Genomic DNA, 24146 nt, shown 5'->3' with positions numbered 1-24146 from the left:
GACGTGCGCGGCGGCCTGACCTACCGCGAGACGCAGCTGTGCATGGAAATGCTGGCCGACTGCGGGCAGCTGGCCTCGGCCGACCTGGTCGAGCTGAACCCGGCGCTGGATGTGCGCAACCAGACGGCCGAGCTGGCCGTGGACCTGCTGGAGAGCCTGTTCGGCAAGTCCACCCTGGTGCGCGCGGGCTGAAAAACCGCGCCACCGCGCGGGTTTGCGCCCATGCCCGAGGACAAAAGCGCGTCCCTATAATGCGCCACTTGCTTGACGCCAGGCCGTTTTCTCAGCCGGGTTTTCGGCGCGAGCCCCCCACCCCGTGTCCGGCTTGTGAACCGCAACGCCGGACTTTTTTGTGTACCTGAACCACCCCGCAGGAACCCCATGAAGATGCTCAAGACCCTGGCCGCCGCAGCACTGGCGCTGTGCGCCGCAGCCACCGTGCAGGCACGTCCGCTGGCAGAGATCGAAAAGAGCGGCACCATCATCCTCGGCTCCGAGGGCCAGTACGCGCCGTTCAACTTCTTCAAGGGCAAGGAGCTGACGGGCTACGAGATCGAGGTCGCCGAGGCCGTGGCCAAGAAGATGGGCCTCAAATACGAGTGGAAGACCGTGGGCTTCGACGCCCTGCTCACCGGCCTGCAGCAGGACCGCTGGGACCTGGTCATCGCCTCGCACGGCATCACCGAAGAGCGCGCCAAGGCTGCCACCTTCACCGACCCGCACTACTGCTCGGGCGGCCAGATCGTCGCCATGAAGCCCGAGATCCGCACCGCCGGCGACCTGGCCGGCAAGGTGGTGGCGGTGCAGACCGGCACGTCCTACCTGCAGCACGTCAAGGAAGTGCCCGGCGTCAAGGACGTGAAGAACTTCCCCACCGACGAGGCCGCGCGCAGCGCACTGGCGTCCAAGCGCGTCGATGCCTGGGTGACCGACCGCTTCGTCGCCAAGGAAATGCTGGCCAAGGCACCCAAGGCCGGCTTCAAGACCGGCGACATGTTGTTCATCGAGAAAGTCGCTGCCGCCGTGGCCAAGGGCAACCAGAGCCTGGCCGACGCCTGGAACAAGGCCTTCAGGGAGCTGGTCGCCGACGGCACCATCGGCAAGATCTCGCAGAAGTACTTCCAGGAAGACGTGACCTGCAAGTAACCGCCTCCTGCCCCTTCCTGCATGCGCCGGGCCCTGCCGCCCGGCGCATGCTTTTTTGCTGATCTCCCATGCTCGTTGCTCTTTGGCCCTCAAGCTGGAGCCGGCCCCAGCGCAGCAACGCGACGCTGGTGGCGGCCCTGGTGCTGATGGCGCTGGTCCTGTCGCTGCTCGGCTGGCTGCTGTCGTTCTTCCCCGAGCCCATCGGCTCCAACGCCGCGCTGTTCGCCGAAGGGGCGCTGACCACGCTGGAGCTCACCGTGGTCGCCGGTGTCGCCGGGCTGGTGCTGGGCACGGCGGCGGCGCTGGCGCGCACCTCGCGCCTCATCTGGCTGCGCTGGATCGCCAGCTTCTACATCTGGGCCATTCGCGGCACGCCGCTGCTGGTGCAGATCCTGTTCGTCTATTTCGCGCTGCCGGTGCTGGTGCCGGGCCTGAACCTGCCCGACTTCGCCGCCGCCGCCGTGGCGCTGGGCCTGAACGTGGGCGCCTACAACGCCGAGGCCATCCGCGCGGGCCTGCTGGCCGTGCCGCGCGGGCAGACCGAGGCGGCGCGGGCGCTCGGCCTGCCGCGCTCGCGCGTGTTCCTGGACGTGGTGTTTCCGCAGGCCTTCAAGATCGCCCTGCCGCCTTTGGTCAGCAACTTCGTCGCGCTGCTCAAGGACTCGTCGCTCGCCTACGTCATCGGCGTGGTCGAGCTGACCAACGTCGGCAACCGCATCCAGTCGGCCACCTTCCAGCCGGTGGCGACGCTGACCACGGTGGCCATCACCTACCTGATCCTGACCACGCTGGTCACCCAGGTCACGCACGCCATCGAACACCGCTTTGACGTGGAGGGCCGCGTCAAATGACCGCTCCCTACATCGTCTGCAAGGACGTGCGCAAGGCCTTTGGCAGCCACGAGGTGCTGAAGGGCGTATCGACCCAGTTCCACACCGGCCAGGTCACGACCATCATCGGGGCCTCCGGCTCGGGCAAGAGCACGCTGCTACGCGCCATCAACCGCCTGGAGCCGCACGACAGCGGCAGCATCACCATCGGCGGCGTCGAGGTCACCGACGACCAGCGCACTCTGCAGCAGCAGCGCTGCGAGGTCGGCATGGTGTTCCAGCAGTTCAACCTGTTCGGGCATCTCACGGTGCTGGACAACCTGACGCTGGCGCCCCGGCGCATCCACCGCACGGCGCGCGGCGAAGCCAATGACCGCGCCATGCAGCTCCTGAAGCGCGTGGGCATGCAGGACCACGCGCACAAGTACCCCTGGCAGCTCTCGGGCGGACAGCAGCAGCGCGTGGCGATTGCCCGGGCGCTGGCCATGGCGCCCAAGGTCATGTTGTTCGACGAGCCCACCAGCGCACTCGACCCCGAGATGGTGCAGGAGGTGCTGGACGTCATGCGCGAGCTGGCGCGCGGCGGCATGACCATGGTCGTGGTGACCCACGAGATGGGCTTTGCCCGCGAGGTGGCAGACCGGGTGATGTTCTTCGACCAGGGCTGCATCGCGCACGACGCGCCGCCGGCGGAGTTCTTCGCCAACCCGGCCAGCGAGCGCATCCGCTCGTTCCTGCGGCGCATGAGCAGCTGATCTTGCTACTCATAGCATAGCTGCAAGCCGTTTATTGGCGTGGGTTTCCGGTCTTTTTCATTGAAAACTCGCACCCTCTCCCGCCCCCTCCCCCTCTGGGGGAGGGTAGGGGTGGGGGCCAGCGGCGGCTGGATATTCTCAACGGCAGCGCCTACCGCGAGCCGGCCCCCATCCCCGCCTTCCCCCAGAGGGGGAAGGAGCAAGTCTCCCCGTCGCGCCATCGGCGCTTTTCATCCCACACCATCACCATGCGCTCCGAACGCCAGGGCCTGCTGGCCCTGCTCCTCGTCGTCGCCGTCTGGGGCACCACCTTCCCGGCCATGAAGCTGCTGTCCGCGCGGCTCGACGCCCTGCAGATCATCTGGGCGCGCTTTGCCATCGCGCTCGTCGTGCTGGCGCCGATGTGGCGCGGCCTGCGCGTGCCCGAGCGGCGCTGGGGCCTGCTGCTGGGCGCGCTGCTGTTCATCGCCTTCTGGCTGCAGATCGAAGGCCTGGCGCGCACCAGCAGCAACCGCAACGCCTTCGTCACCGGCCTGAACGTGCTGGTGGTGCCGCTGCTGGCCATGGCCGTGCTGGGCCGGCGCTACGGCGCGGCGCTGTGGGGCGCGTGCACCATGGCGCTGGCCGGCATGGTGCTGATGTTCCATGAGAACGAGCCCTGGAACCTGGGCGATACGCTGACGCTCGCCAGCACGCTGTTCTATGCCATCTACATCCTGGTGCTGGAGGAGTGCGCGCGCCGCACGGCGGCTGCACCGCTGCGCGCCACCCGCCTGGCGGCCATGCAGGCGCTGACGATGTGCGCCGCCGCCAGCGTGCTGGTGCTGGCGCGCCATGGCGGCGCAGCCACTACGCTGCAGGCGATCACCCACCTGCCGGGCCCGGCGCTGGCCGCGCTCATCTACCTCGGCGTGGTCGCCAGCGTCCTGGTCGTGACGCTGCAGGCCTGGGGCCAGCAGCGCGTGGACGCCATGCGCAGCGCCATCGTCTTCGGCCTGGAGCCGGTCTTCGCCGCGCTCACGGCGTGGGTGCTGATTGGCGAGACGCTGGGGTTGAGCGGCCTGGCCGGGGCGTCGCTGATCGTGGTGGCGCTGATTGTCAGCCAGGTGCAGCCGGCGCGCGGCGCGCCGGCCACCGCCTAGTGTCTCAAGGTGTCGTCGCCTCCGGCAACGGCACCTCCTCGACGCGCCGCGGCGCGCCGATGGGCGGGCCGCCCTGCCCTTTGGCCACGGCGGCGATGTCTTCCTCGCTCGGGTACAACCCGGCCAGCCAGTAGTCGAACACCCGCCGCACGATGGGCGCGGCGGCGGCGGCGCCGAAGCCTGCGTTCTCCACGATCACGGCCACGGCGATCCGGGGCTCGTCCACCGGGGCGAAGGCAGCGAACAGCGAATGGTCACGCTGGTGCTCGGCCAGCAGCCGGGCGTTGTACCTGGAGTTCTGCGCCCAGCCCACGGCCTGCGCCGTGCCGGTCTTGCCGGCCGAGGTGTAGGGGGCGCCGGCGAACACGCGCCGGCCGGTGCCGGCCTCGTTGACGGCCTGCAGCGCGCGGCGGATGACCTCGACGTTGCGCGGCTTGTAGCCCAGGTGCTCGCCCGGGGGCTGCTCGACCTCGGTGACGGCGCCCGTGACCTGGTCCTTCACCGCCTTGATCAGGTGCGGGCGGTGGCGCGTGCCGCCGTTGGCCAGCGTCGCCTCGGCCACGGCCAGCTGCAGCATGGTGAAGTTGTTGTAGCCCTGGCCGATGCCCAGCGACACCGTCTCGCCAGAAAACCAGCGCTTGGCTTCCGGGCGCTTGTAGGCGCTTCGCTTCCACTCGGTGCTGGGCAGCACGCCGCGCAGCTCGCCGCCCAGGTCGATGCCGGTGATCTGGCCAAAGCCCAGCGGTGCCATGAAGTCGTGGATCGTGTCCACGCCCATCTCCACGGCCAGCGAATAGAAGTAGGTGTTGCTCGAATACTGGATGGCGCGGTGCATGTCCACGCCGCCCAGGCCCCCCTCATGGCTGCGAAACGTCCGCCCGCCGTAGTTGAAGTAGCCCGGGTCGCTCACCACCACGCCCGCGCCGCGCTTGCCGGTTTCCAGCGCCGCCAGCGCCATGAAAGGCTTGTAGGTCGAGCCCGGCGGATAGGTGCCGCGCAGCGCCCGGTTCAAAAGCGGCTTGTTCACCGATTCATTGAGCGCCTGCCAGTTCTCCTGGTCGATGCCTTCCACGAACAGGTTGGGGTCGAAGGTGGGCTTGGAGACCAGCGCCAGCACCTCGCCATTCCTCGGGTCCAGCGCCACCAGCGCGCCGCGGCGCTCGCCAAAGAGGTCCTCCACCATCTTCTGCAGCTTGATGTCCAGCGACAGCATCACCGTGTTGCCAGGCGTGGCCGGGTGGCTGTCCAGGCGGCGCACGGCGCGCCCGCCGGCCGAGGTCTCCAGGCGCTCCACGCCGGTCTGGCCGTGCAGGGTGGTCTCGAAGCTCTGCTCCACGCCGAGCTTGCCGATGTAGTCGGTGCCGCGGTAGTTGGCCGCCTCGTCGGAGTCCTCGATGCGCTCCTTCTCGCGCTGGTTGATGCGCCCGATGTAGCCGATGGCGTGGCTGGCCACCTCACCCAGCGGATAGGTGCGAAACAGCCGCGCCTTGATGTCCACGCCGGGGAAGCGCCAGCGCTGCGCGGCAAAGCGCGCCACCTCGTCGTCCGACAGCCGCGTGCGAATCGGCAGCGAGTCGAAGCTGCGCGAGTCGGCCTGCAGGCGTTTGAAGCGGCGCCGGTCGCGCGGCTGGATGTCCACGATCTCGGAGAGCGTGTCGATGGTCGCCTCCAGGTCGGCCACGCGCGAGGGCGTGATCTCCAACGTGTAGGCCGAGTAGTTGGTGGCCAGCACCACGCCGTTCCTGTCCAGGATCAGGCCCCGGTTGGGCACGATGGGCACCACCGCCGTTCGGTTGTTCTCGGCCTGGTCGGCCAGGCCCTCGTAGCGCACCACCTGCAGCACGTACAGGCGCGCGGCGATCAGCCCGAAGGCCAGCAGCACCAGCACGCCCATGGCCAGCAAGCGCAGGCGAAAGCGCCCGGCATCGGCCTCGACATTGCGCACCTCGTTCATGCAGCGCTCACCCCGGCAGCGGCGTCACAGCGGACGCTTGTCGTCCTGGTCGGGCGCGCGGCGCTGCGGCGCCAGCAGCAACCAGCTGGCCAGGGGCCACAGGAGCGCCTCCAGGGCCGGCGCGATGGCCAGCTCGAAGCCCGGGAAGAGGCCGCCGCCGACCAGGCGCAGCGCCAGCTCCAGCCCATGCGCGGCAAAGAACAGCGGGGCCAACTGCAGGGCCTGCGACAGGCTGCCGAACCACAGCACGCGCCGCGCCACCGCCTGCGCAGCAAACACCAGCGCGGCATAGACCAGCGCATGCTGGCCCAGCAGCGCCGCCTGCTGCACGTCCACGGCCAGGCCCATGACGAAGGCCACGCCCATGCCCACGCGCTGCGGCTGGTGCATGGACCAGAACACCAGCAGCAGCATCAGCCAGTCGGGCGTCCAGGCCACGCGCCCCAGGGGCAACATGTCCAGCAGCAGTGCGGCCAGCAGGCTGAGGGTGATGAAGGTGGGGCGCACCGGCAGCAGCAGCGGCTGGCCACGGGGCATGATCATTTGCGTGCCTCCCGGCCTTTTCTCTGCGCTGGCGGCTCGACCGGGGGGCGCTCGGGCAGGTCGGTCGCCAGCGGCTTGAGCACCATCACGTGGCGCGCCCCGTGCACCCGCGCCAGCGGCTCGCAGTAGATGCGCGCGAAGGTGGAGTCGGCGCGGCGCTCGACCCGCGTCACGCGCGCCACCGGCAGGCCGGGCGGATAGACGCCATCGACGCCGCTGGTGGTGAGCAGGTCGTCCTCCTGCACGTCGGCATTGCCCGGGGTGAAGCGCAGCTCCATGCCGCCGCCCTGGGCAGCCGTCGGGTCGCCGTAGGCGACGCTGCGCGCGCCGGTGCGCACGTTGAGCACGGGGATGGCCTGGTCGCGGTCGATCAGCAGCGTCACCTCGCTGAGCATGGGATACACGCGGGTGACCTGGCCCAGCACGCCGAGCGCATCCACCACGGGCGAGCCGGGCTCGACCCCGGCGGTCTGGCCGCGGTCCACGATGACGCGACGCGTGTACGGGTCGGCCGTGTCGTAGAGCACCTGCGCGGCCTGGCCCGGCGCGCTCAGACGCTGGCGCAGCTCCAGCAGCTCGCGCAGCTGCGCGTTCTCGCGCGCGAGCTGCTCGGCCTGGCCCAGGCGCACGGCCATCTGCGCCATCTGTTTCTCCGCTTCCTGCACGCTCTCGCGGGCCTGCTGCAGCGACTGCACGTAGCCGGCCCCCTCCTCGACGGCGCGCACCGGCTGCCAGGCCAGCCATTGCAGGGGATAGAGCGCCGTGGCCACTGCCGTGCGCAGCGGCTCGGTGACGCGAAAGCGCGCATCGGCCACCATCAGGAACAGCGCCAGCGCCGCGTACAGCACCAGGCGCGACTGCGGCGACGGTCCGTGCCGGAAGAACGACGGCGCAGTGCGATCGAGGGTGTCCGGGGGCATGCGTCAGGAGGGTCGGGCGCAGGACGCGCCCGTACGCCGGTCGGGGCCGGCCGTCAGTCGCTGGTGAAGATGCTGCCCTGGCGCTCCATGCGCTCCAGGGCCATGCCGCAGCCGCGCACCACACAGGTCAGCGGCTCCTCGGCCACGTGCACGGGCAGGCCGGTCTCCTCGGCCAGCAGGCGGTCGAGGTCGCGCAAGAGCGCGCCGCCGCCGGTGAGCATCATGCCGCGCTCGGCGATGTCGGCGCCCAGCTCGGGCGGTGTCTGCTCCAGCGCGTTCTTGACGGCCGAGACGATCTGGTTGAGCGGCTCGGCCAGGGCTTCCAGCACTTCGTTGGAGGAGATGGTGAACGGGCGCGGCACGCCTTCGGAGAGGTTCCTGCCGCGCACCTCCATCTCCTTGACCTCGGAGCCGGGAAAGGCGCTGCCGATATTCTTCTTGATGGCCTCGGCCGTGGGCTCGCCGATCAGCATGCCGTAGTTGCGCCGGATGTAGTTGATGATGGATTCGTCGAACTTGTCGCCGCCCACGCGCACGCTGCCCTTGTAGACCATGCCGCCCAGGCTGATCACGCCGACCTCGGTGGTGCCGCCACCGATGTCCACCACCATCGAGCCCGAGGCCTCGGACACCGGCAGGCCGGCGCCGATGCCGGCGGCCATGGGTTCCTCGATCAGGTAGACGGCGGTGGCGCCGGCCGCCTCGGCCGCGTCCTTGATGGCGCGGCGCTCGACCTGGGTGGAGCCGCAGGGCACGCAGATGATGATGCGCGGGCTGGGGGTCAGCACCGAGCGCGGGTGCACCATCTTGATGAACTGCTTGATCATCTGCTCGGTGATGACGAAGTCGGCGATCACGCCGTCCTTCATCGGGCGGATGGCCTCGATGTTGCCCGGCACCTTGCCGAGCATGGCCTTGGCCTCGCTGCCTACCGCCTGGATGACCTTCTTGCCGTGCGGGCCGCCCTCGTGGCGGATGGCGACCACCGACGGCTCGTCCAGGACGATGCCCTTGTCGCGCGCAAAAATCAGGGTGTTGGCCGTGCCGAGGTCAATGGCCAGGTCGGTGGAAAAGTACCGACGGAATGCTCCGAACATTCAGGAATCCTCATGCGGCACGGCATGCGCGTCGGCCTGCCGTCGCCGAAAATCTCAAAGGGGGTGGGGGATGGCGCTTTTTTCGCACGATCACCGGTGGCGCGGGAGGGCGTTGCGGCAAAGGCGGGATAATAACGCATCCCCTGTGAATAACTTTCCCTGGTGGCGGCCCGGCTGGTCAGCTTTACATCCGGTTTCCGCGCCCCTCCCCTATGGCACTGACCCCCCAGGACATCGCCCGCATCGCCCATCTGGCGCGGCTTGAGCTCACGCCCGCCGAGGGCGAGCGCATGCTCACCACCATCAACGATTTCTTCGCCATCGTCGAGAAGATGCAGGCGGTGGACACCACGGGTGTGGCGCCCCTGGCGCATCCGCTGGCCGCCGTGCGGCCCGTCACGCTGCGCCTGCAGGACGACGTGGCCAGCGAGCCCGACTGCCGCGAGGCCTACCAGGCCAACGCGCCGGCCGTCGAGCACGGCCTGTTCCTGGTGCCGCGCGTGATCGAATGAAGGGGCAAGGCATGAGCACGACACAACACACCGCATGGCATGAAACGGGCGTGGGCGCGCTGGCGGACAGCCTGCGCCGGCGCGAGGTCGGCGCCGTGGAGCTGGCGCAGCACTTCCTGGCGCGCGCGCGCCAGCAGCAGGCGCTGGGCGCCTTTCTCGCCATCGACGAAGAGGCGACGCTGGCCCAGGCGCGCGCCCAGGACGCGGCCCTGGCCGCCGGCACCGCCGGGCCGCTGGCCGGCGTGCCGCTCGCGCACAAGGACGTGTTCGTCACGCGCGACTTTCCCACCACCGCCGCCAGCCAGATGCTGGCCGGCTACCGCTCGCCGTTCGACGCCACCATCGTCGCCAACCTGGCACAGGCCGGCTGCGTGAGCCTGGGCAAGCTGAGCTGCGACGAGTTCGCCATGGGCGGCGACAACGAGAGCGCCGCCGTGGCCGCCGTCGGCCTGGACTCGCCCCAGCCGGTGCGCAACCCCTGGGACGCGACGCGCGTGCCCGGCGGCTCCTCGGGCGGCAGCGCCGCCGCCGTGGCCGCCGGTCTGGCGCCGGCCGCCACGGCCAGCGACACGGGGGGCTCCATTCGCCAGCCCGCCAGCCTGTGCGGCATCACCGGCATCAAGCCCACCTACGGGCGCGCCAGCCGCTACGGCATGATCGCCTACGCCTCCAGCCTGGACCAGGCCGGTGTCATGGCCCGCTCGGCCGCAGACTGCGCCCTGCTGCTGTCCCACCTGTGCGGGCCGGACCTGGAACGCGACTCCACCAGCCTGGACCTGCCCACGGAGGACTTCACGCGCGGCCTGGACGGCAGCATCGAAGGCCTGCGCATCGGCATTCCGCGCGAATTCTTCGCGGACGGCCTGGCGCCCGACGTGCGCGCCGCCGTCCAGGCAGCGCTCAAGGAATACGAAAAACTCGGCGCGGCGCTGGTGGACATCTCCCTGCCGCGCACCGACCTGGCCGTGCCGGTTTATTACATCCTGAGTCCGGCCGAGGCCAGCTCCAACCTGTCGCGCTTCGACGGCGTGCGCTACGGCCACCGCGCCGCGCAGTACTCCGACCTGCTGGACATGTACAAAAAATCGCGCTCGGAGGCCTTTGGCGAGGAGGTCAAGCGCCGCATCATGATCGGCACCTATGTGCTGTCCGAGGGCTACTACGACGCCTATTACCTGCAGGCGCAGCGCCTACGCCGCATGATCGCCGACGACCTGCAGCAGGCCTTCACCCGTTGCGACGTGATCGCCGGGCCCGTCTCGCCCACCGTGGCCTGGCCGATCGGCGCCAAGACCGACCCGCTGTCGGCCTACCTGGCCGACATCTACACCCTGCCCGCGTCGCTGGCCGGCCTGCCGGCGATGAGCGTGCCCGCCGGCTTCGGCGACGCCGGCATGCCGGTGGGCCTGCAGCTCATCGGCAACCACTTCGCCGAGGCGCGCCTGCTGAACCTGGCGCACCGCCTGCAGCAGGCCACCGACTTCCACCAGCGCCGCCCGGCTGCCGCCTGAACCGAGACACCTGCCCGCTTGCCATGACAGCCAAACTCATCCAGGGCTACGAGGTCGTGATCGGCTTCGAGACGCACGCCCAGCTGGCCACCGCCAGCAAGATCTTCAGCCGCGCCAGCACCGCCTTCGGCGCACCGCCCAACACCCAGGCCAGCGCCATCGACCTGGCCCTGCCCGGCACGCTGCCGGTCATGAACAAGAAGGCGGTGGAATTCGCCATCCGCCTGGGCTTGGCGCTGGGCTCGGACATCGCCCATGAAAGCATCTTCGCGCGCAAGAATTATTTCTACCCCGACCTGCCGCACGGCTACCAGATCAGCCAGTTCGACAAGCCCGTGGTGGCCGGCGGCGAGGTGTCGTTCTACCTGGAGGGCGAAAAGAAGACCGTGCGCCTGGTGCGCGCCCACCTGGAGGCCGACGCCGGCAAGTCGCTGCACGAGGACTTCATCGGCATGAGCGGCATCGACCTGAACCGCGCCGGCACGGCCCTGCTGGAGATCGTGACCGAGCCGGACATGCGCTCCACCGAGGAGGCCGTGGCCTATGCCAAGGAGCTGCACAAGCTGGTGACCTGGATCGGCATCTGCGACGGCAACATGCAGGAAGGGTCGTTCCGCTGCGACGCCAACGTCTCGGTGCGCAAACCCGGCCAGCCCCTGGGCACGCGCCGCGAGATCAAGAACCTGAACTCCTTCCGCTACATGCAGCAGGCCATCGACTACGAGATCCGCTGGCAGATCGAGCAGATCGAGGACGGCCACAAGATCGTGCAGGCCACCGTGCTGTTCGACCCCGACACGGGCGAGACGCGCGCCATGCGCACCAAGGAAGACGCCGCCGACTACCGCTACTTCCCCGACCCGGACCTGCCGCCGCTGGTGATTGCGCCCGAGTGGATCGAGCAGGTGCGCGCCACCCTGCCCGAGCTGCCACGCGCCATGGCCGCGCGCTTCGTCGAGCAATACGGCCTGCCCGAGTACGACGCCACCACGCTCACGCAGAGCCAAGCCATGGCGGCCTATTTCGAGGACGCGGCGCGCGCCTGCGGCCAGCCCAAACTGGCCAGCAACTGGGTCATGGGCGAGATTTCGCGCCGCCTGAACGCCGAGGAAATCGGCATGGATGCGGTCAAGGTCGGCAGCGCCCAGCTCGCGGCGCTGATAGCGCGCATCCACGACGGCACCATCAGCAACAACGCCGCGCGCCAGGTGTTCGATGCCCTTTGGAATGGGGAAGGCGCCGAAGCGGCGGCGCGGGGCGAAGGCCAGGAGGTCGATGCACTGATCGAGGCCAAGGGCCTCAGGCAGATGCAGGATGCCGGTGCGCTGGAGGCCATCGTCGATGAGGTCATCGCCGCCAACCCGGGCAACGTCGAGCAGTACCGCGCCGGCAAGGACAAGGCCTTCAACGCCCTGGTCGGCCAAGTCATGAAGGCCAGCAAGGGCAAGGCCAACCCGCAGCAGGTCAACACCCTGCTCAAGAGCCGGCTGGACTGACAGCCCCGCTCGCGGCCGCGGCCGCGAGCGCGATCTCAGACCCCGTAGCGCTCGCGGTAGGCCAGCACCCGCTCGCGGTGCGCCTGCATCTGCGCGTCGCCCCCGCTGGCCGACAGGTACTGCAGCAGGTCGGCCAGGGTGGCGATGGCGCACACCTTGAGGCCCAACACATCGCGCACGTACTGCACGGCGCTGTGGTCCACGTCGCGCCCGTCCTCGGTGGCCTTTTCCTGGCGGTCCAGGGCGATTGCCATGGCGTGCGGCACGGCACCGGCAGCGCGGATCAGGGCAATCGACTCGCGCGCCGCCGTGCCCGCGCTCATCACGTCATCGATGATGAGCACGCGCCCGGCCAGGGGGGCGCCCACCAGCGTGCCGCCCTCGCCATGGTCCTTGGCCTCCTTGCGGTTGTAGGCAAAGGGCACGCTCCTGCCCAACCGCGCCAGCTCCACGGCCACCGTGGCCGCCAGCGGGATGCCCTTGTAGGCTGGACCAAAGACCATGTCGAACTCGATGCCGCTGGCCAGCAGGGCCTGTGCATAGAATTGCGCGAGCCGGCCGAGCTTGGCGCCATCGTCGAACAGCCCGGCGTTGAAAAAATACGGGCTCATGCGCCCGGCCTTGGTTTTGAATTCGCCAAAGCGCAGCACGCCGGACTCGACCGCGAAGCGCACGAAGTCCTGCGCCAGGCGTGCCGCCTCCTGTTGACCTTCCCCCGCCTGCCCGCTCCGCGCGGCAGCGCCTTCGTTTGCCATGGATTCTTCCCTCTTCAAGATCACCAGTCTCAACCTCAACGGCATCCGCTCGGCCACCTCCAAGGGCGTCGAAGCGTGGCTGGACCGGCAGCGGCCGGATTGTATTTGCGTGCAGGAGCTCAAGGCCCAGGCGGGCGACATCGCCGGGCGCTTCGAGCAGCTGGCCGGTCTGCAGGGGCACTTTCACTTTGCCGCCAAAAAGGGCTATTCGGGCGTGGGCATCTACACCCGGCACGAGCCCAGCGACGTGCGCGTGGGCTACGGCTGCAGCGAGTTCGACCCCGAGGGCCGCTACGTGGAGCTGCGCTTCGATACCCCGGCGCGCAAGCTGTCGATCATCAGCGCGTACTTTCCGAGCGGCTCCTCGGGCGAGGAGCGCCAGCAGGCGAAATTCCGCTTCCTCGCCAACTTCCACCCGCACCTGATGCAGCTGAAGGCCGAGCGCGAATTCATCCTGTGCGGCGACATCAACATCGCCCACAACCAGGCCGACCTGAAGAACTGGCGCAGCAACCAGAAGAACAGCGGCTTTCTGCCCGAGGAGCGCGACTGGATGAGCCGCCTGCTGCACGAGAGCGACCCCGGCGGCGGCCTGGTGGACGTGTACCGCCACCTCCAGCCGCACACCACCGACGAGTGCTACACCTGGTGGAGCAACCGCGGTCAAGCATATGCCAACAACGTGGGCTGGCGGCTGGACTACCACCTGGCGACGCCGGCCATGGCCCGGCTGGCGCGCACCGAGCACATCTACCGGGCCGAGAAATTCTCGGACCACGCGCCCGTGACCATGGGTTACGAGTTTTCGCTATAAGTTAAATAGCTACACCCCTTTACATCATAAAGGCTGGCGGCTTTTTTTACTGAAATTCCATGCTGCAATACCACACCATTCCCGTAACCGCCTTCCAGCAAAACTGCTCCCTCGTCTGGTGCGACCAGACCCTGGAGGGCGCCGTCATCGACCCGGGCGGCGACCTGGAGCGCATCGAGGCCGAAGCTGCGCGCCTGGGCGTGACGCTCAAGGCCATCTGGCTGACACACGCCCACATCGACCATGCCGGCGGCACGGGCGAGCTGGCCGAGCGCCTCTCGCTGCCCATCATCGGCCCGCACCGGGGCGACCAGTTCTGGATCGACGGCCTGCCGCAGCAAAGCGCCATGTTCGGCTTTCCGCCAGCGCGGGCCTTCGTGCCCACGCGCTGGCTGGAGGACGGCGACACGGTGCAGGTGGGACGCGAGACGCTGCAGGTGCGCCACACGCCGGGGCACACGCCCGGCCACGTGGTGTTTCACGCGCCCCAGGCACGGCGCGCCTTCGTCGGCGACGTGCTGTTCGCCGGCAGCATCGGGCGCACGGATTTCCCGCAGGGCGACCACCAGCAGCTCATCGACAGCATCACCGGGCGGCTGTGGCCCATGGGCGACGACACCGTGTTCATCCCCGGGCACGGGCCGGAAAGCAGCTTTGGGGCCGAGCGGCGCAGCAACCCGTTCGTTGGCGGCACCTGAGGGCGCCGCCGACCACAGCTTCAGCGCCTTCTCGCCTGCTCGTACAACCCCTGCACGCGCGGCACGTTCTGCTGCAGCTCGCGGATGCGGTCCGGCCCCGTGGGGTGGGTGGAGAGAAAGCCGATGCCCCCGTTGCCCGTGGCCTCGCCCATCTTGCGCCACAGGTTCACCGCGGCCTGCGGGTTGTAGCCGGCACGGGCGGCCAGCTCCAGGCCGACCAGGTCGGCCTCGGACTCGTCGGTGCGGCTGAACTTGAGTGTGAGCAGCTGCGTGCCCAGGTTGGCCACGGTGTTGCCCAGCTCGCCCAGGCCCAGCAGCTGCGCGCCCAGCGACAGGCCGATGCTGGTGGCCTGGCTCTTGGCAATGCGCGAGCGCGCGTGCTCGCGCAGGGCGTGCGCCATCTCGTGGCCCATGACCATGGCGATTTCGTCGTCGGTCAGCCGCAGCTGGTCCAGGATGCCGGTGAAGAAGGCGATCTTGCCGCCCGGCATGCAGAACGCATTGATCTCGCGGCTGCCGATCAGGTTGACCTCCCAGCGCCAGTCGCGCGCCCGCGGGTTCCATTGCTGGGCATGGGGGATGAGCCGCTGGGCGATGGTGCGCAGCTTGACCAGCTGCGGCTGCCCCTCGGGAGCCAGCGCCCGCTTGGCGCGCGCCTGTGCCAGCAGCTCGTGGTATTGCTGCGTGGCCGATTCCTCCAGCGTCTCGGCCGGCACCAGCCGGCGCATGCCCGAGGCATTGCCCACGTCCACCTGCGCGGCGGCCGGCAGGGCAGCCACGCCCAGGCCCGCCAGTACGAAGGCGCGGCGCGCGTGCCAGACGCGGCAACAGCCGCAAGATGGTGCAAGGGATTGCAAGGGAGTAGCGGGGGCGGGCGGGTGCATGGGGGCGAAGTCTAGGCCCGCGCGGGCGCGCGGCGGTGTAGGCGGCCGGGCAATGGACGGGCTGGCCGCGCCTGACATCCGGACAGGTGCGGGGTCGGACGGGCGCGGGGTCGGCCGGGCCGCCCGGCAGCGGTGACTGCAGGGCGGCATGCCCGGGCGCCCTCGTTTTCTGCGGGTCTTTACCTTCCGGGTGCCGCGCGCAGCTCCGCCGCGATGACGATGCCCAGCCCCGCCAGCACGCCGCCCAGGCCGGCGAACGCCAGCGCGGCGGGCTGCTCGCCCACCACCACGATGGCCAGCACGAAGGCCGTCACCGGCTCGGCCAGGGCCAGCGTCACGGCGGTGGCGCCGCTCAGGTGGCGCAGCGCCGTGCTGAACAGTAGGTAGGCCAGCCCGGTGGCCACCAGGCCCAGGTAGCCCACCACGACCCAGGTGCCCGCGCCTGCGGCGGCAGGCCCGCCCAGCGCGGCGGCCACGGGCAGCGACAGCAGCGCTGCACCGCCGAAGGCCGCCAGGTTGGCCAGCGCCGCGCCCGAGCGCGCCACCAGGCGCTGGTTCACCAGGGCATAGCCGGCGTAGGACAGGCCCGCCAGCAGGCACAGCGCGATGCCTGCGGGCGGCGCGCCCGGCGTGCCCTGGCCGCCGCTGAGCGCCATGGCCGCGCCGCCCGCCACGCCCAGTCCCGTGCCCAGCCACCACAGCGGCGCGGGCAGGCGCCGCTGTACCACGGACTGCAGCAGGCCGGCCCACAGCGGCCCGCTGCCGATGGCCAGGGCCGTGCCCAGCGCCACACCGCTGGCCTTGACTCCGGCGAAGAAGCTCAGGTTGTAGGCCGCCACGCAGGCCGCGGCCAGCAGCGCCGGGCGCCAGGGCAGCTGCCGCGCCCCGCCCGCGCGCAGCGCGGGAGCGGCCAGCACGGCAAAGAAGGCGCTGGCCACCGCCAGGCGCAGCGCCCCGACCCAGTAAGGCGAGAGCGCCGCCGGCGCCAGGCTCTGCGCCGTGCCCGTCGTGCCCCAGAGCATGGCCGCCAGCAGGACCATGAGCACGGCGCGGGGGGTTGCGGCGGCAGGCAGCTGCCGGGATGGGGCCGAGGCAGGGTTGAAAGCGCGGGGCATTTCTGTGTTTTTGATAGCTGCAACCCTTTGCCGGGCAATGGCCCGGGCGCTATTGGACTGTTGATTTTCCGTGGACCGGGAACGATGGCTCTGCCGGCGGACCGGCCGGCGGCGCCGGAGCGCAGCGGCGCAGGCGGGAAATAATGGGGCCCGGGCAGCGCCGGCGCATGCAAGACCGCGTGCGCCGGCGCTGCATTGTCCCCGCCCCCAGCCGCGCTCGCCCGCCCGTTGCCTGATGTCCACTCCCGCCCCCACGACCCGCCGCTCCTGGCGCGAAGCCTGGCGCGTCTATCTCGAACCGGCCAGCCTGCGCATGCTGGCCCTGGGCTTCTCGGCCGGGCTGCCGCTGCTGCTGGTGCTGGGCACGCTGTCGTTTCGCCTGCGCGAGGCGGGGGTGGACCGCACCACCATCGGCTACCTGTCCTGGGTCGGTCTGGCCTATGCCTTCAAGTGGCTGTGGGCGCCGCTGGTGGACCGGCTGGCGCTGCCGGTGGCCACGCGCGTGCTGGGGCGGCGGCGCAGCTGGCTGCTGGCGGCGCAGGCGCTGGTCATGGCCGGCCTGGCGGGCATGGCGCTGGCCGATCCGCGCACCGAGCTCACGGTCCTGGTGGCCTGCGCGCTGCTGGTGGCCGTCGGCTCGGCCACACAGGACATCGCGCTGGACGCCTTTCGCATCGAATCGGCCGGCACCGAGCGCCAGGCGGCGCTGGCCGCCACCTACCAGACGGGCTACCGCCTGGCCATGATCTGGGCCGGCGCGGGCGTGCTGTGGCTGGCCGCGCGGGCCGAGGTCGCCGGGGCCGCCGGCTACCAGGCCGAGGCCTGGCGCACGGCCTACCTGGTCATGGCCGCGTCCATGCTGCTGGGCATGTGCACGGTGTGGTTCTCGCCCGAGCCGGCGCCCCGGCCCCTGCCGCCGGCGCAGGGCCTGGCCGAGTGGCTGCGCGGCGCGGTGGTCGCGCCCTTTGCCGACTTCATCGGCCGCTACCGCGGGCAGGCGGTGCTGGTGCTGGCGCTGATCGCCATCTACCGCATCAGCGACGTGGTCATGGGCATCATGGCCAACCCGTTCTATGTGGACATGGGCTACACCAAGGACGAGGTGGCGGCGGTGACCAAGGTCTATGGCGTGGCCATGACGCTGGCCGGCGCCTTCGTCGGCGGCGTGCTGTCCATGCGCCTGGGCGTCATGCGCGTGCTGATGCTGGGGGCGCTTCTGAGCGCCAGCACCAACCTGCTGTTCGCCTGGCTGTCCACCGTCGGGCATGACGTGGCCCTGCTGGTGCTGGTGGTCTCGGCCGACAACCTGGCCGGGGGCATCGCCTCGGCGGCCTTCATCGCCTACCTGTCAGGGCTGACCAACGTGCAGTATTCGGCCACGCAATACGCCCTGTTCAGCTCGATGATGGTGCTTGTGCCGAAATGGCTGGCGGGGTTCTCCGGGCAGTTCGTCGATGCCCACGGCTACGCCACCTTCTTCGTTGCCACCGCCCTGCTGGGCCTGCCGGTGCTGCTGCTGGTGGCGCTGGCATCCCGGGTCAAAACAGCCCCCAGCCCTTGACTGGTATAGACCTATAGCTATCTATATAGTAGTAACGATTTACCCTGGCTTTACCTGGCCGACACGCTGGCGAGACGGCCGCAGACAAGGATGGCGCGCATGGCTTTTCCGCACCTGTTGATGATCGAGGACGACGCCCGCCTGGCGCAGATGGTGGGCGACTACCTGCGCCAGTCGGGCCTGCAGCTCATGCACTGCGGCGACGGCGAAAGCGGCCTGGCGCAGCTGCAGGCGCCGCCCGGCGGGCAGCTGCCGGACCTGGTCATCCTCGACCTGATGCTGCCCGGCATCGACGGCCTGGAGGTCTGCCGGCGCATCCGCGCCCTGCCCGGTGGCGCGGCGCAGCTGCCGGTGCTGATGCTCACCGCCAAGGGCGACGCCATGGACCGCGTGATCGGCCTGGAGATCGGCGCCGACGACTACCTGCCCAAACCCTTCGAGCCGCGCGAGCTGCTGGCGCGCATCCGCGCGCTGCTGCGCCGGCGCGAGGCCGGCAGCTCGCAGCCGGCCAACGTGCTGCGCTTCGGCCAGCTGGAGATCGACCGCGACGCGCGCACCGTGAGCGTGGCCGGCCAGCCGGCCGAGCTGACCGCCTACCAGTTCGACCTGCTGGCGGCCATGGCCGAGCGCGCCGGGCGCGTGCTCACGCGCGAGCAGATCATGGAGGCGGTGCGCGGGCGCGAGCTGGAGGCCTTCGACCGCTCCATCGACGTGCACATGGGCCGCATCCGCGCGGCCATCGAGGCCGACCCGAAGAACCCGCGGCGCATCCTCACCGTGCGCGGCGTGGGCTACGTGTTCGCGCGCCAGCAGGACTGATGAGCGTGTTCATGAGCCGCCCCTCAGCCCCGCCCCTTCTGCCGTGACCCGCGCCGCCGACTCTCTGCTCAGCCCGTTCTCGCGGCGGCTGTACCTGCGCATCTGGCTGGCGCTGGTGGGGGGCGTGGCGGTCTTCGCCCTGGCCATCGGCTACGCCTGGCGCGTGGCGGCCGAGCACAGCGCCCAGCAGCGCCTGGAGGCCTCGCCCGCGCGCCAGGCCCAGCTCGTCGGGCCCGATGGCGAGGTGCTGCTGGAGGGCCTGTCCACGCGCGTGCCCGGCGGGCCCGAGGCCGGCCTGCAGCTGCGCATCGAGGCCGAGGATGGCCGCGCCTGGCTGCTGCGCCTGGCCCCGCGCCCCCGCCCCGAGGGCCACGACCGTCGCGGCAGCCCGGCCTTTTGGCTGCGCCCGCCCTACGGCTTTGTCTGGATGCTGGTGCTGGCGGGCCTGGCCGTCACCGTGGGCGTGTTTCCCATCATCCGGCGGCTGCTGCAGCGCCTGGAGCAGCTCGAGCGCAGCGTGCAGCGCTTCGGCGAGGGCGACCTCGGGGTGCGCGTGCCCGAGCAGGGCCACGACGAGGTGGCGCGGCTGGCGCGCCAGTTCAACGCCGCCGCAGCGCGCATCGAGGCGCTGGTGGCGGCGCACAAGTCGCTGCTGGCCAACGCTTCCCACGAGCTGCGCTCGCCGCTCACGCGCATCCGCATGGGGCTGGAGCTGTTGCAGGGCGGCGCGCCGTCGGCGGCGGCGCGCGCCGAGATCGAGCGCAACATCGCCGAGCTCGACCAGCTGGTCGACGAGGTGCTGCTGGCCAGCCGGCTGGATGCGGGCGTGCAGGACCTGGGCGAGACCGAGGCCGTGGACCTGCTGGGCCTGGCGGCCGAGGAATGCGCCCGGGTCGGCGCCGAACTGCTCATCGCCGGCGACGGCGCAGCCCCCGGCTCCGCACCGCTGCAGGCGCACGGCAGCGCCCGGCTGCTACGCCGGGCGCTGCGCAACCTGCTGGAGAACGCCCGCCGCTACAGCCCGGGCCCGGTGACGCTGGAGCTGGCGCATGAGGGCGCAGCCAGCGTGCTGCGCGTGTGCGACCACGGCCCGGGCGTGCCGCCCGGGCAGCGCGAACGCATCTTCGAGCCCTTCTACCGTCTGCCCGGCGCCAGCGAGCGCTCGGGCGGCGTGGGCCTGGGCCTGGCCCTGGTGCGCTCGATCGCCGAGCGCCACGGCGGCAGCGTGCAGTGCACGGTGCGCCCCGACGGGCAGGCCGGCGCCTGCTTCGTGCTGCGCCTGCCGGCCAGTCCTGGCCCTGCCGGTGGCGTGGGCGCTGCGGCATCATCGCGGGCATGAACCGCACCGCCGTAGCCACCGCCTCCGATATCGCTGCCCCGGGCGCCACGGCCACGGCCAGCAGCCCCCTCCTCGGCACGCTGGCCAGCGTGCTGACCGGCAAGGCTCGCCCCTACACCCGCCCCGGCAGCATGAGCGGCATCGACAAGCAGCCACGCAGCGGGCCAGTGGCCGTCCACGCGCACGGTCTGGAAGGCGACGAGCAGGGCGACCTGCGCGTGCACGGCGGGCCGCTCAAGGCCGTGCACTGCTACGCCTGGGAGCAGTACGCCCCCTGGCGTGCCGAGCTAGCCGGACACGCGCAGGCGCTGGCGCTGCTGCAGCAGCCGGGCGCCTTTGGCGAGAACTTCAGCCTGCAGGGCATCGCCGAGGCCAGCGTCTGCCTGGGCGACCAGTGGCAGGTGGGCAGCGCCCTCTTCGAAGTCAGCCAGGGCCGCCAGCCGTGCTGGAAGCTGAGCGACCGCTTCGGCGTACCCGACATGGCGCTGCGCGTGCAGACCCGCCTGCGCACCGGCTGGTACCTGCGCGTGCTGCGGGACGGCCAGGTGCAGGCGGGCGACGCCGTGCGGCTGCTGGCGCGGCCCCATCCGGACTGGCCGCTGGTGCGCATCATGCAGGCCATCGCCACGGGCGACTGCACGCCGCAGCTCATGCGCCAGCTGCTGGCCCTGCCGCTGCCGCCCAACTGGGAGCGCCTGTTTCAGCGGCGGCTGGACAGCGGGCAGGTCGAGGACTGGGTCCCCAGGCTCGACGGCGTGCAGCCGGCCTGAAGCGGCCCGGGCCGGGGCCCATGCGTGACCACGGGCGTCGGCGCGCCATCCGCAGTCCGGGACTATGAACAGGAGAGGGAGAGTTAACACGGACGCCCGGCTGAGCCCCGCGCGCGACCGCTCAGCTCAGCGCCGCGCCAGGGGCCAGCGCCAGGCCGAGAACGCGTACATCACCGCCCCGGCGGCCAGCGCAGCGGCGGCGATGGCCAGCGCCTGGGTGAAGCCGGCCTCGCGCCCGGCCCGGGCCAGCAGCAGGGCCACCAGGGGCGGGCCGGCGATCTGCCCCAGGCCGTAGGTGGCGGTGACCAGGCTGGCAAAACTGTCGGCCGAGGCCGGCCAGATGCGTCGCGCCTCCTGCAGCCCGAAGAAGGTAATGGCGGTGAAGGGCAGGCCCAGCAGCGCACTGCTGAGCGCAAAGCCCCAGGCCGTGGGCAGCGCGAGCCCCAGGGCAATGGCCGAGGCCTGGGCGACATACGCCGCCACCAGCAGCCAGCGCCGGTCCCAGGCGCCCGGTGCGCGCGTGCTGCTGGCCGCGCCCACGGCCACCGCCACGCCGAACAGCGGCCAAAATAGGTCGGGCCAGGGCGAGCCGGCGGGCAGCGCGTCGCGCGCGATCACCGGCAGGAAGGTGGCGGTGATGATGTAGCCAAAGCCCGCCAGGCCGTAGCCCACGGCGTGCAGCGCACGCCCGGGCACGTGTCCGCCGGGCGGCCCGGCATGGCCCGCCGCCGGGGCGGCCGGCCCGGAAGCGGCGGCCCGCGCCGGCGCGGCACCTGCCGCTGCGCCGTGGCCCGCCTGCGCCGCGCGCCCCTGCACCACCGGCCAGATGCGCAGGCACAGCAGCACCGACAGCAGGCCGAAGGCCGCCCAGCCCATGGCCGCGCGCCAGTGCAGCGCCACCATGGCGCTGGCGGCCAGCCCCGTGAGCGCGATGCCCACGCCCGGCCCGCAGAAGATCATGCCGCCCAGCGCCGGTCGCCCCAGCGCCGCCAGCCGCACCATGCACCAGGACGAGATGTTGAGAAACACAAAGGCGCTAGCCACCCCGGCGGCAAAGCGCAGCAGGGGCCAGCTGCCCGGCAGCGGCAGCGCCATGGCCAGCGTCAGCAGCACGGTGGCGACCAGGCCGGCGCGCGCCAGCCGCGCCGGGTGCCAGCGCTCGTAGAGGCGGGGCGCCAGCCAGGGCAGCGCCATGCAAGCCAGCGCGCCGATCAGGTAGCCCGCGTAATTGGCCGTGGCCAGCCAGCTGCCGCCGGCCAGGGTGACCACGCCATCGGCCAGCATCATGGGCAGGAGGGGTGTGAAGGCAAACCGGCCCACCCCCATGGCCACGGCCAGCGACAGCAGTCCGGCCAGCGCCACGGCGGCGGGCCGCTCGCCCAGGGCACGCATCGATGAGGAATTCATTTCTTATTCAAGATGTTTCCTTGAATAATAATCTTGAAAACAGATGGAAGCCCCATGGACCTGGTAGCGCTGGAGATTTTTCAGGCGGTGGCGCTGGAGGCGAGCGTGACGCGCGCGGCCGAGCGCCTGGGCCGGGCGCAGTCCAACGTCACCACGCGCGTGCAGCAGCTGGAGGAATCGCTCGGCTGCGCGCTGTTTGCGCGCGAGGGCCGGCGCATGCTGCTCACGCCTGCCGGCGAGTTGCTGCAGGGCTACGCCGAGCGCCTGCTGGCGCTGGCCGAGGAGGCGCGCCAGGCGCTGCGCTCGCCCGAGCCTGCGGGCCGGCTGCGCCTGGGCTCCATGGAGAGCACAGCCGCCGCGCGCCTGCCCGCGCCGCTGGCGCAGCTGCACGCGCGCTGGCCGCAGCTGCAGCTGCAGCTGCGCACCGGCGCCTCGCTGCCCCTGGTCGAAGACGTGCTGGCGCACCGGCTGGACTGCGCCCTGACGGCCTGGCCGCCCGGCCTGGCCGCGCCCGGGGAGCTGGGCCTGGCCTGCACGCCCGTGTACGACGAGGAGCTGCTGCTGGCCCTGCCCGCCAGCCACCCGCCGCTGCACGCGCCGGCCGCCCTGCAGGTGGACACCCTGGCCGCCTTCGGCCGCGGCTGCACCTACCGGTGCCTGGGCGAGGACTGGATGCACGCTGCGCTCGGGCGCGCGCCGCAGGTGCTGGAGATCGCCTCCTACAGCACCATCCTGGCCTGCGTGGCCGCCGGCCGCTGCGCGGGCGTGGTGCCGCGCGCCGTGCGCGAGTTGCTGCGCGCGCCTCCCGATCTGCAATGGCTGCCGCTGGCGCGCTGCCCCACCGTGCTGGTGCACCGCGCGGGCTATGCCACGCCGGCGCTCGGCGCGCTGCTGCAGGTCCTGCTGCCCGGGCAGACCCCGGCCCCCGATCCATCCCTTGCAGGAGACTCTGCCGCATGACCTCCCTCACCCCTTTGTGCCGGCGCCTGGGCCTGGCCCTGCCCGTGATCCAGGGCCCCATGACCGGTTCGGACACACCGCAGCTGACCGCTGCCGTCTCCGCCGCCGGCGGTCTGGGCATGCTGGGCTGCGGCATGCGCGCCCCCACCGCCATGGCCGAGGCGGCCGCTGCCGTGCGCGCCGCCACCGACCGGCCCTTCGGCATGAACCTGTTCGTGCTGCAGACGCCCACGCCCGACCCGGCCGCGGTGCAGGTCGCCATCGAGCGCCTGGCGCCGCTGTATGCCGAGCTGGGCCTGCCGGCACCTGAGGTGCCCGCACGCTGGTGCGAGGACTTTGGCGCCCAGCTCGACGCCCTGATCGCCGCGCGCCCGGCGGTGGCCAGCTTCACCTTCGGCATCCTGACGCGCGCGCAGGTGCAGCGCATCAAGGACGAGGCGGGCAGCCTGGTCATCGGCACCGCCACCACGGTGGCCGAGGCGCTGGCCTGGCAGGACGTGGGCGCCGACGCCGTCTGCGCCTCGGGCATGGAGGCGGGCGGCCACCGCGGCAGCTTCCTGGACCTGTCGCCCGCCAGCCAGATCGGCACCCTGGCGCTGGTGCCGGCGTGTGTGAACGCGCTGGCCATCCCGGTGATCGCCGCCGGAGGCATCATGGACGGGCGCGGCATCGCCGCCGCGCAGGCCCTGGGCGCGCAGGCGGTGCAGATGGGCACGGCCTTCCTGGCCTGCCCCGAGTCGGCCATCGGCGCGGCGCAGCGCGCTGCCATGGCGCGCGCCCAGGCCACCGACACCCGCATCACCCGCGCCTTCTCGGGCCGGCCGGCGCGCGGCATCGTCAACCTCATGATGGAGCGCCTGGCCGGCTGCGAGGCCGAGCTGCCGCCCTACCCCGTGCAGAATGCCCTGGTCGGGCCGCTGCGCCGCGCGGCGGCAGCGCAGGGCCGGGCGGACTTCCTGGCGCTGTGGGCCGGGCAGGGGGTGGGGCTGGCGCGGCCCATGCCCGCAGCAGAGCTGGTGGAGGTGCTGGAACGCGAATGGCGCAGCGCCCGTGCCCAGCTCTCTGAATGAGAGCTAAGAACCCTTGACAGACAAGGGTTCAGGGCGTTTTTTGTCTGA

General features: G+C 71.2%; 24 protein-coding genes. 16 read left to right on the top strand and 8 right to left on the bottom strand.

Going from position 1 to position 24146, the window contains the following annotated elements; genetic code table 11:
* The 5 genes from RT051_RS07075 to RT051_RS07055 form a co-directional block, all read left to right on the top strand.
* A partial coding sequence (locus RT051_RS07075; protein WP_313074224.1) for an arginase family protein occupies positions 1-192 on the top strand: 192 nt, incomplete at its 5' end.
* A 189-nt stretch (positions 193-381) separates the two neighbouring features.
* A complete protein-coding gene (locus RT051_RS07070; RefSeq protein ID WP_313074221.1) occupies positions 382-1146 on the top strand; it encodes an ABC transporter substrate-binding protein in 765 nt (254 codons plus the stop codon).
* A gap of 68 nt (positions 1147-1214) precedes the next feature.
* Positions 1215-1997: an amino acid ABC transporter permease gene (locus tag RT051_RS07065; RefSeq protein ID WP_313074218.1), complete on the top strand. Its 783-nt coding sequence runs from the start codon at positions 1215-1217 to the stop codon at positions 1995-1997.
* Positions 1994-2731 (top strand): amino acid ABC transporter ATP-binding protein, encoded by a 738-nt coding sequence (locus RT051_RS07060; RefSeq protein WP_313074215.1) that lies wholly within the window; start codon positions 1994-1996, stop codon positions 2729-2731. Before RT051_RS07065 ends, RT051_RS07060 begins: the two co-directional genes overlap by 4 nt.
* Before the next feature lie 248 nt (positions 2732-2979).
* Positions 2980-3873, top strand: coding sequence for a DMT family transporter (locus RT051_RS07055; RefSeq protein ID WP_313074212.1), 894 nt, complete (start codon positions 2980-2982; stop codon positions 3871-3873).
* A gap of 4 nt (positions 3874-3877) precedes the next feature.
* On the opposite strand, the gene mrdA is transcribed toward RT051_RS07055, so the two are convergent.
* From mrdA to RT051_RS07035, 4 genes are read right to left on the bottom strand one after another with little or no spacing between them, the layout of a single operon-like run.
* A complete protein-coding gene (gene mrdA / locus RT051_RS07050; protein ID WP_313074209.1) occupies positions 3878-5827 on the bottom strand; it encodes a penicillin-binding protein 2 in 1950 nt (649 codons plus the stop codon).
* Between the two features lie 24 nt (positions 5828-5851).
* Positions 5852-6370 (bottom strand): rod shape-determining protein MreD, encoded by a 519-nt coding sequence (gene mreD, locus RT051_RS07045; protein WP_313074207.1) that lies wholly within the window; start codon positions 6368-6370, stop codon positions 5852-5854.
* Entirely contained in the window at positions 6367-7290 is a 924-nt protein-coding gene (gene mreC, locus RT051_RS07040) for a rod shape-determining protein MreC (protein WP_313074204.1), read from the bottom strand. The genes mreD and mreC overlap by 4 nt, the downstream gene beginning before the upstream one ends.
* 53 nt (positions 7291-7343) lie before the next feature.
* A complete protein-coding gene (locus tag RT051_RS07035; RefSeq protein WP_313074201.1) occupies positions 7344-8387 on the bottom strand; it encodes a rod shape-determining protein in 1044 nt (347 codons plus the stop codon).
* A gap of 212 nt (positions 8388-8599) precedes the next feature.
* Between RT051_RS07035 and gatC the strand changes: the two genes are divergently transcribed.
* From gatC to gatB, 3 genes are read left to right on the top strand one after another with little or no spacing between them, the layout of a single operon-like run.
* Complete coding sequence (gatC, locus tag RT051_RS07030) at positions 8600-8899, top strand: Asp-tRNA(Asn)/Glu-tRNA(Gln) amidotransferase subunit GatC (protein WP_313074199.1); 300 nt, start codon at positions 8600-8602, stop codon at positions 8897-8899.
* An 11-nt stretch (positions 8900-8910) separates the two neighbouring features.
* A complete protein-coding gene (gatA, locus tag RT051_RS07025) occupies positions 8911-10410 on the top strand; it encodes an Asp-tRNA(Asn)/Glu-tRNA(Gln) amidotransferase subunit GatA (protein ID WP_313074196.1) in 1500 nt (499 codons plus the stop codon).
* A gap of 23 nt (positions 10411-10433) precedes the next feature.
* Positions 10434-11906, top strand: a complete 1473-nt coding sequence (gene gatB, locus RT051_RS07020; RefSeq protein WP_313074193.1) for an Asp-tRNA(Asn)/Glu-tRNA(Gln) amidotransferase subunit GatB — start codon at positions 10434-10436, stop codon at positions 11904-11906.
* A 35-nt stretch (positions 11907-11941) separates the two neighbouring features.
* Here the strand turns inward: gatB and pyrE are convergent, their stop codons facing one another.
* A complete protein-coding gene (gene pyrE / locus RT051_RS07015) occupies positions 11942-12661 on the bottom strand; it encodes an orotate phosphoribosyltransferase (RefSeq protein WP_313074190.1) in 720 nt (239 codons plus the stop codon).
* Between pyrE and RT051_RS07010 the strand changes: the two genes are divergently transcribed.
* Complete coding sequence (locus RT051_RS07010) at positions 12660-13475, top strand: exodeoxyribonuclease III (protein ID WP_313074188.1); 816 nt, start codon at positions 12660-12662, stop codon at positions 13473-13475. The two genes, pyrE and RT051_RS07010, sit on opposite strands and share 2 nt — an antisense overlap.
* Before the next feature lie 59 nt (positions 13476-13534).
* Complete coding sequence (locus RT051_RS07005) at positions 13535-14173, top strand: MBL fold metallo-hydrolase (protein ID WP_313074185.1); 639 nt, start codon at positions 13535-13537, stop codon at positions 14171-14173.
* A gap of 20 nt (positions 14174-14193) precedes the next feature.
* On the opposite strand, the gene RT051_RS07000 is transcribed toward RT051_RS07005, so the two are convergent.
* The gene (locus RT051_RS07000; RefSeq protein WP_313074182.1) at positions 14194-15057 is read right to left on the bottom strand and encodes a M48 family metallopeptidase; all 864 of its coding nucleotides are present in this window, start codon (positions 15055-15057) and stop codon (positions 14194-14196) included.
* Between the two features lie 179 nt (positions 15058-15236).
* Positions 15237-16097 carry a DMT family transporter gene (locus tag RT051_RS06995; protein WP_409520566.1) on the bottom strand — a complete coding sequence of 287 codons (861 nt, stop codon included), beginning with the start codon at positions 16095-16097 and terminating at the stop codon, positions 15237-15239.
* 310 nt (positions 16098-16407) lie between these two features.
* Between RT051_RS06995 and RT051_RS06990 the strand changes: the two genes are divergently transcribed.
* From RT051_RS06990 to RT051_RS06975, 4 genes are all read left to right on the top strand, one after another.
* Positions 16408-17733, top strand: a complete 1326-nt coding sequence (locus tag RT051_RS06990) for an AmpG family muropeptide MFS transporter (protein ID WP_313074179.1) — start codon at positions 16408-16410, stop codon at positions 17731-17733.
* 99 nt (positions 17734-17832) lie between these two features.
* The gene (locus tag RT051_RS06985) at positions 17833-18552 is read left to right on the top strand and encodes a response regulator transcription factor (RefSeq protein ID WP_313074178.1); all 720 of its coding nucleotides are present in this window, start codon (positions 17833-17835) and stop codon (positions 18550-18552) included.
* A gap of 64 nt (positions 18553-18616) precedes the next feature.
* Positions 18617-19891, top strand: a complete 1275-nt coding sequence (locus tag RT051_RS06980) for an ATP-binding protein (RefSeq protein ID WP_313074227.1) — start codon at positions 18617-18619, stop codon at positions 19889-19891.
* On the top strand, positions 19888-20661 hold the full coding sequence (locus RT051_RS06975; RefSeq protein ID WP_313074175.1) for an MOSC domain-containing protein: 774 nt from the start codon (positions 19888-19890) through the stop codon (positions 20659-20661). The genes RT051_RS06980 and RT051_RS06975 overlap by 4 nt, the downstream gene beginning before the upstream one ends.
* A 126-nt stretch (positions 20662-20787) precedes the next feature.
* Here the strand turns inward: RT051_RS06975 and RT051_RS06970 are convergent, their stop codons facing one another.
* Positions 20788-22068 (bottom strand): YbfB/YjiJ family MFS transporter, encoded by a 1281-nt coding sequence (locus RT051_RS06970; RefSeq protein ID WP_313074172.1) that lies wholly within the window; start codon positions 22066-22068, stop codon positions 20788-20790.
* Between the two features lie 54 nt (positions 22069-22122).
* On the opposite strand from RT051_RS06970, the gene RT051_RS06965 reads away from it, so the two are divergent.
* Both RT051_RS06965 and RT051_RS06960 read left to right on the top strand, forming a co-directional pair.
* Positions 22123-23028 (top strand): LysR family transcriptional regulator, encoded by a 906-nt coding sequence (locus tag RT051_RS06965; protein ID WP_313074169.1) that lies wholly within the window; start codon positions 22123-22125, stop codon positions 23026-23028.
* Positions 23025-24098: a nitronate monooxygenase gene (locus tag RT051_RS06960; RefSeq protein WP_313074165.1), complete on the top strand. Its 1074-nt coding sequence runs from the start codon at positions 23025-23027 to the stop codon at positions 24096-24098. The genes RT051_RS06965 and RT051_RS06960 overlap by 4 nt, the downstream gene beginning before the upstream one ends.
* The last annotated feature ends 48 nt before the right edge of the window (positions 24099-24146 follow it).

The organism is Melaminivora sp., from assembly GCF_032059615.1.
GTDB lineage: Bacteria > Pseudomonadota > Gammaproteobacteria > Burkholderiales > Burkholderiaceae_C > Melaminivora.
The sequence above is the reverse complement of the archived record's forward strand: the minus strand, read 5'-3'. Positions and strand labels throughout refer to the sequence as shown.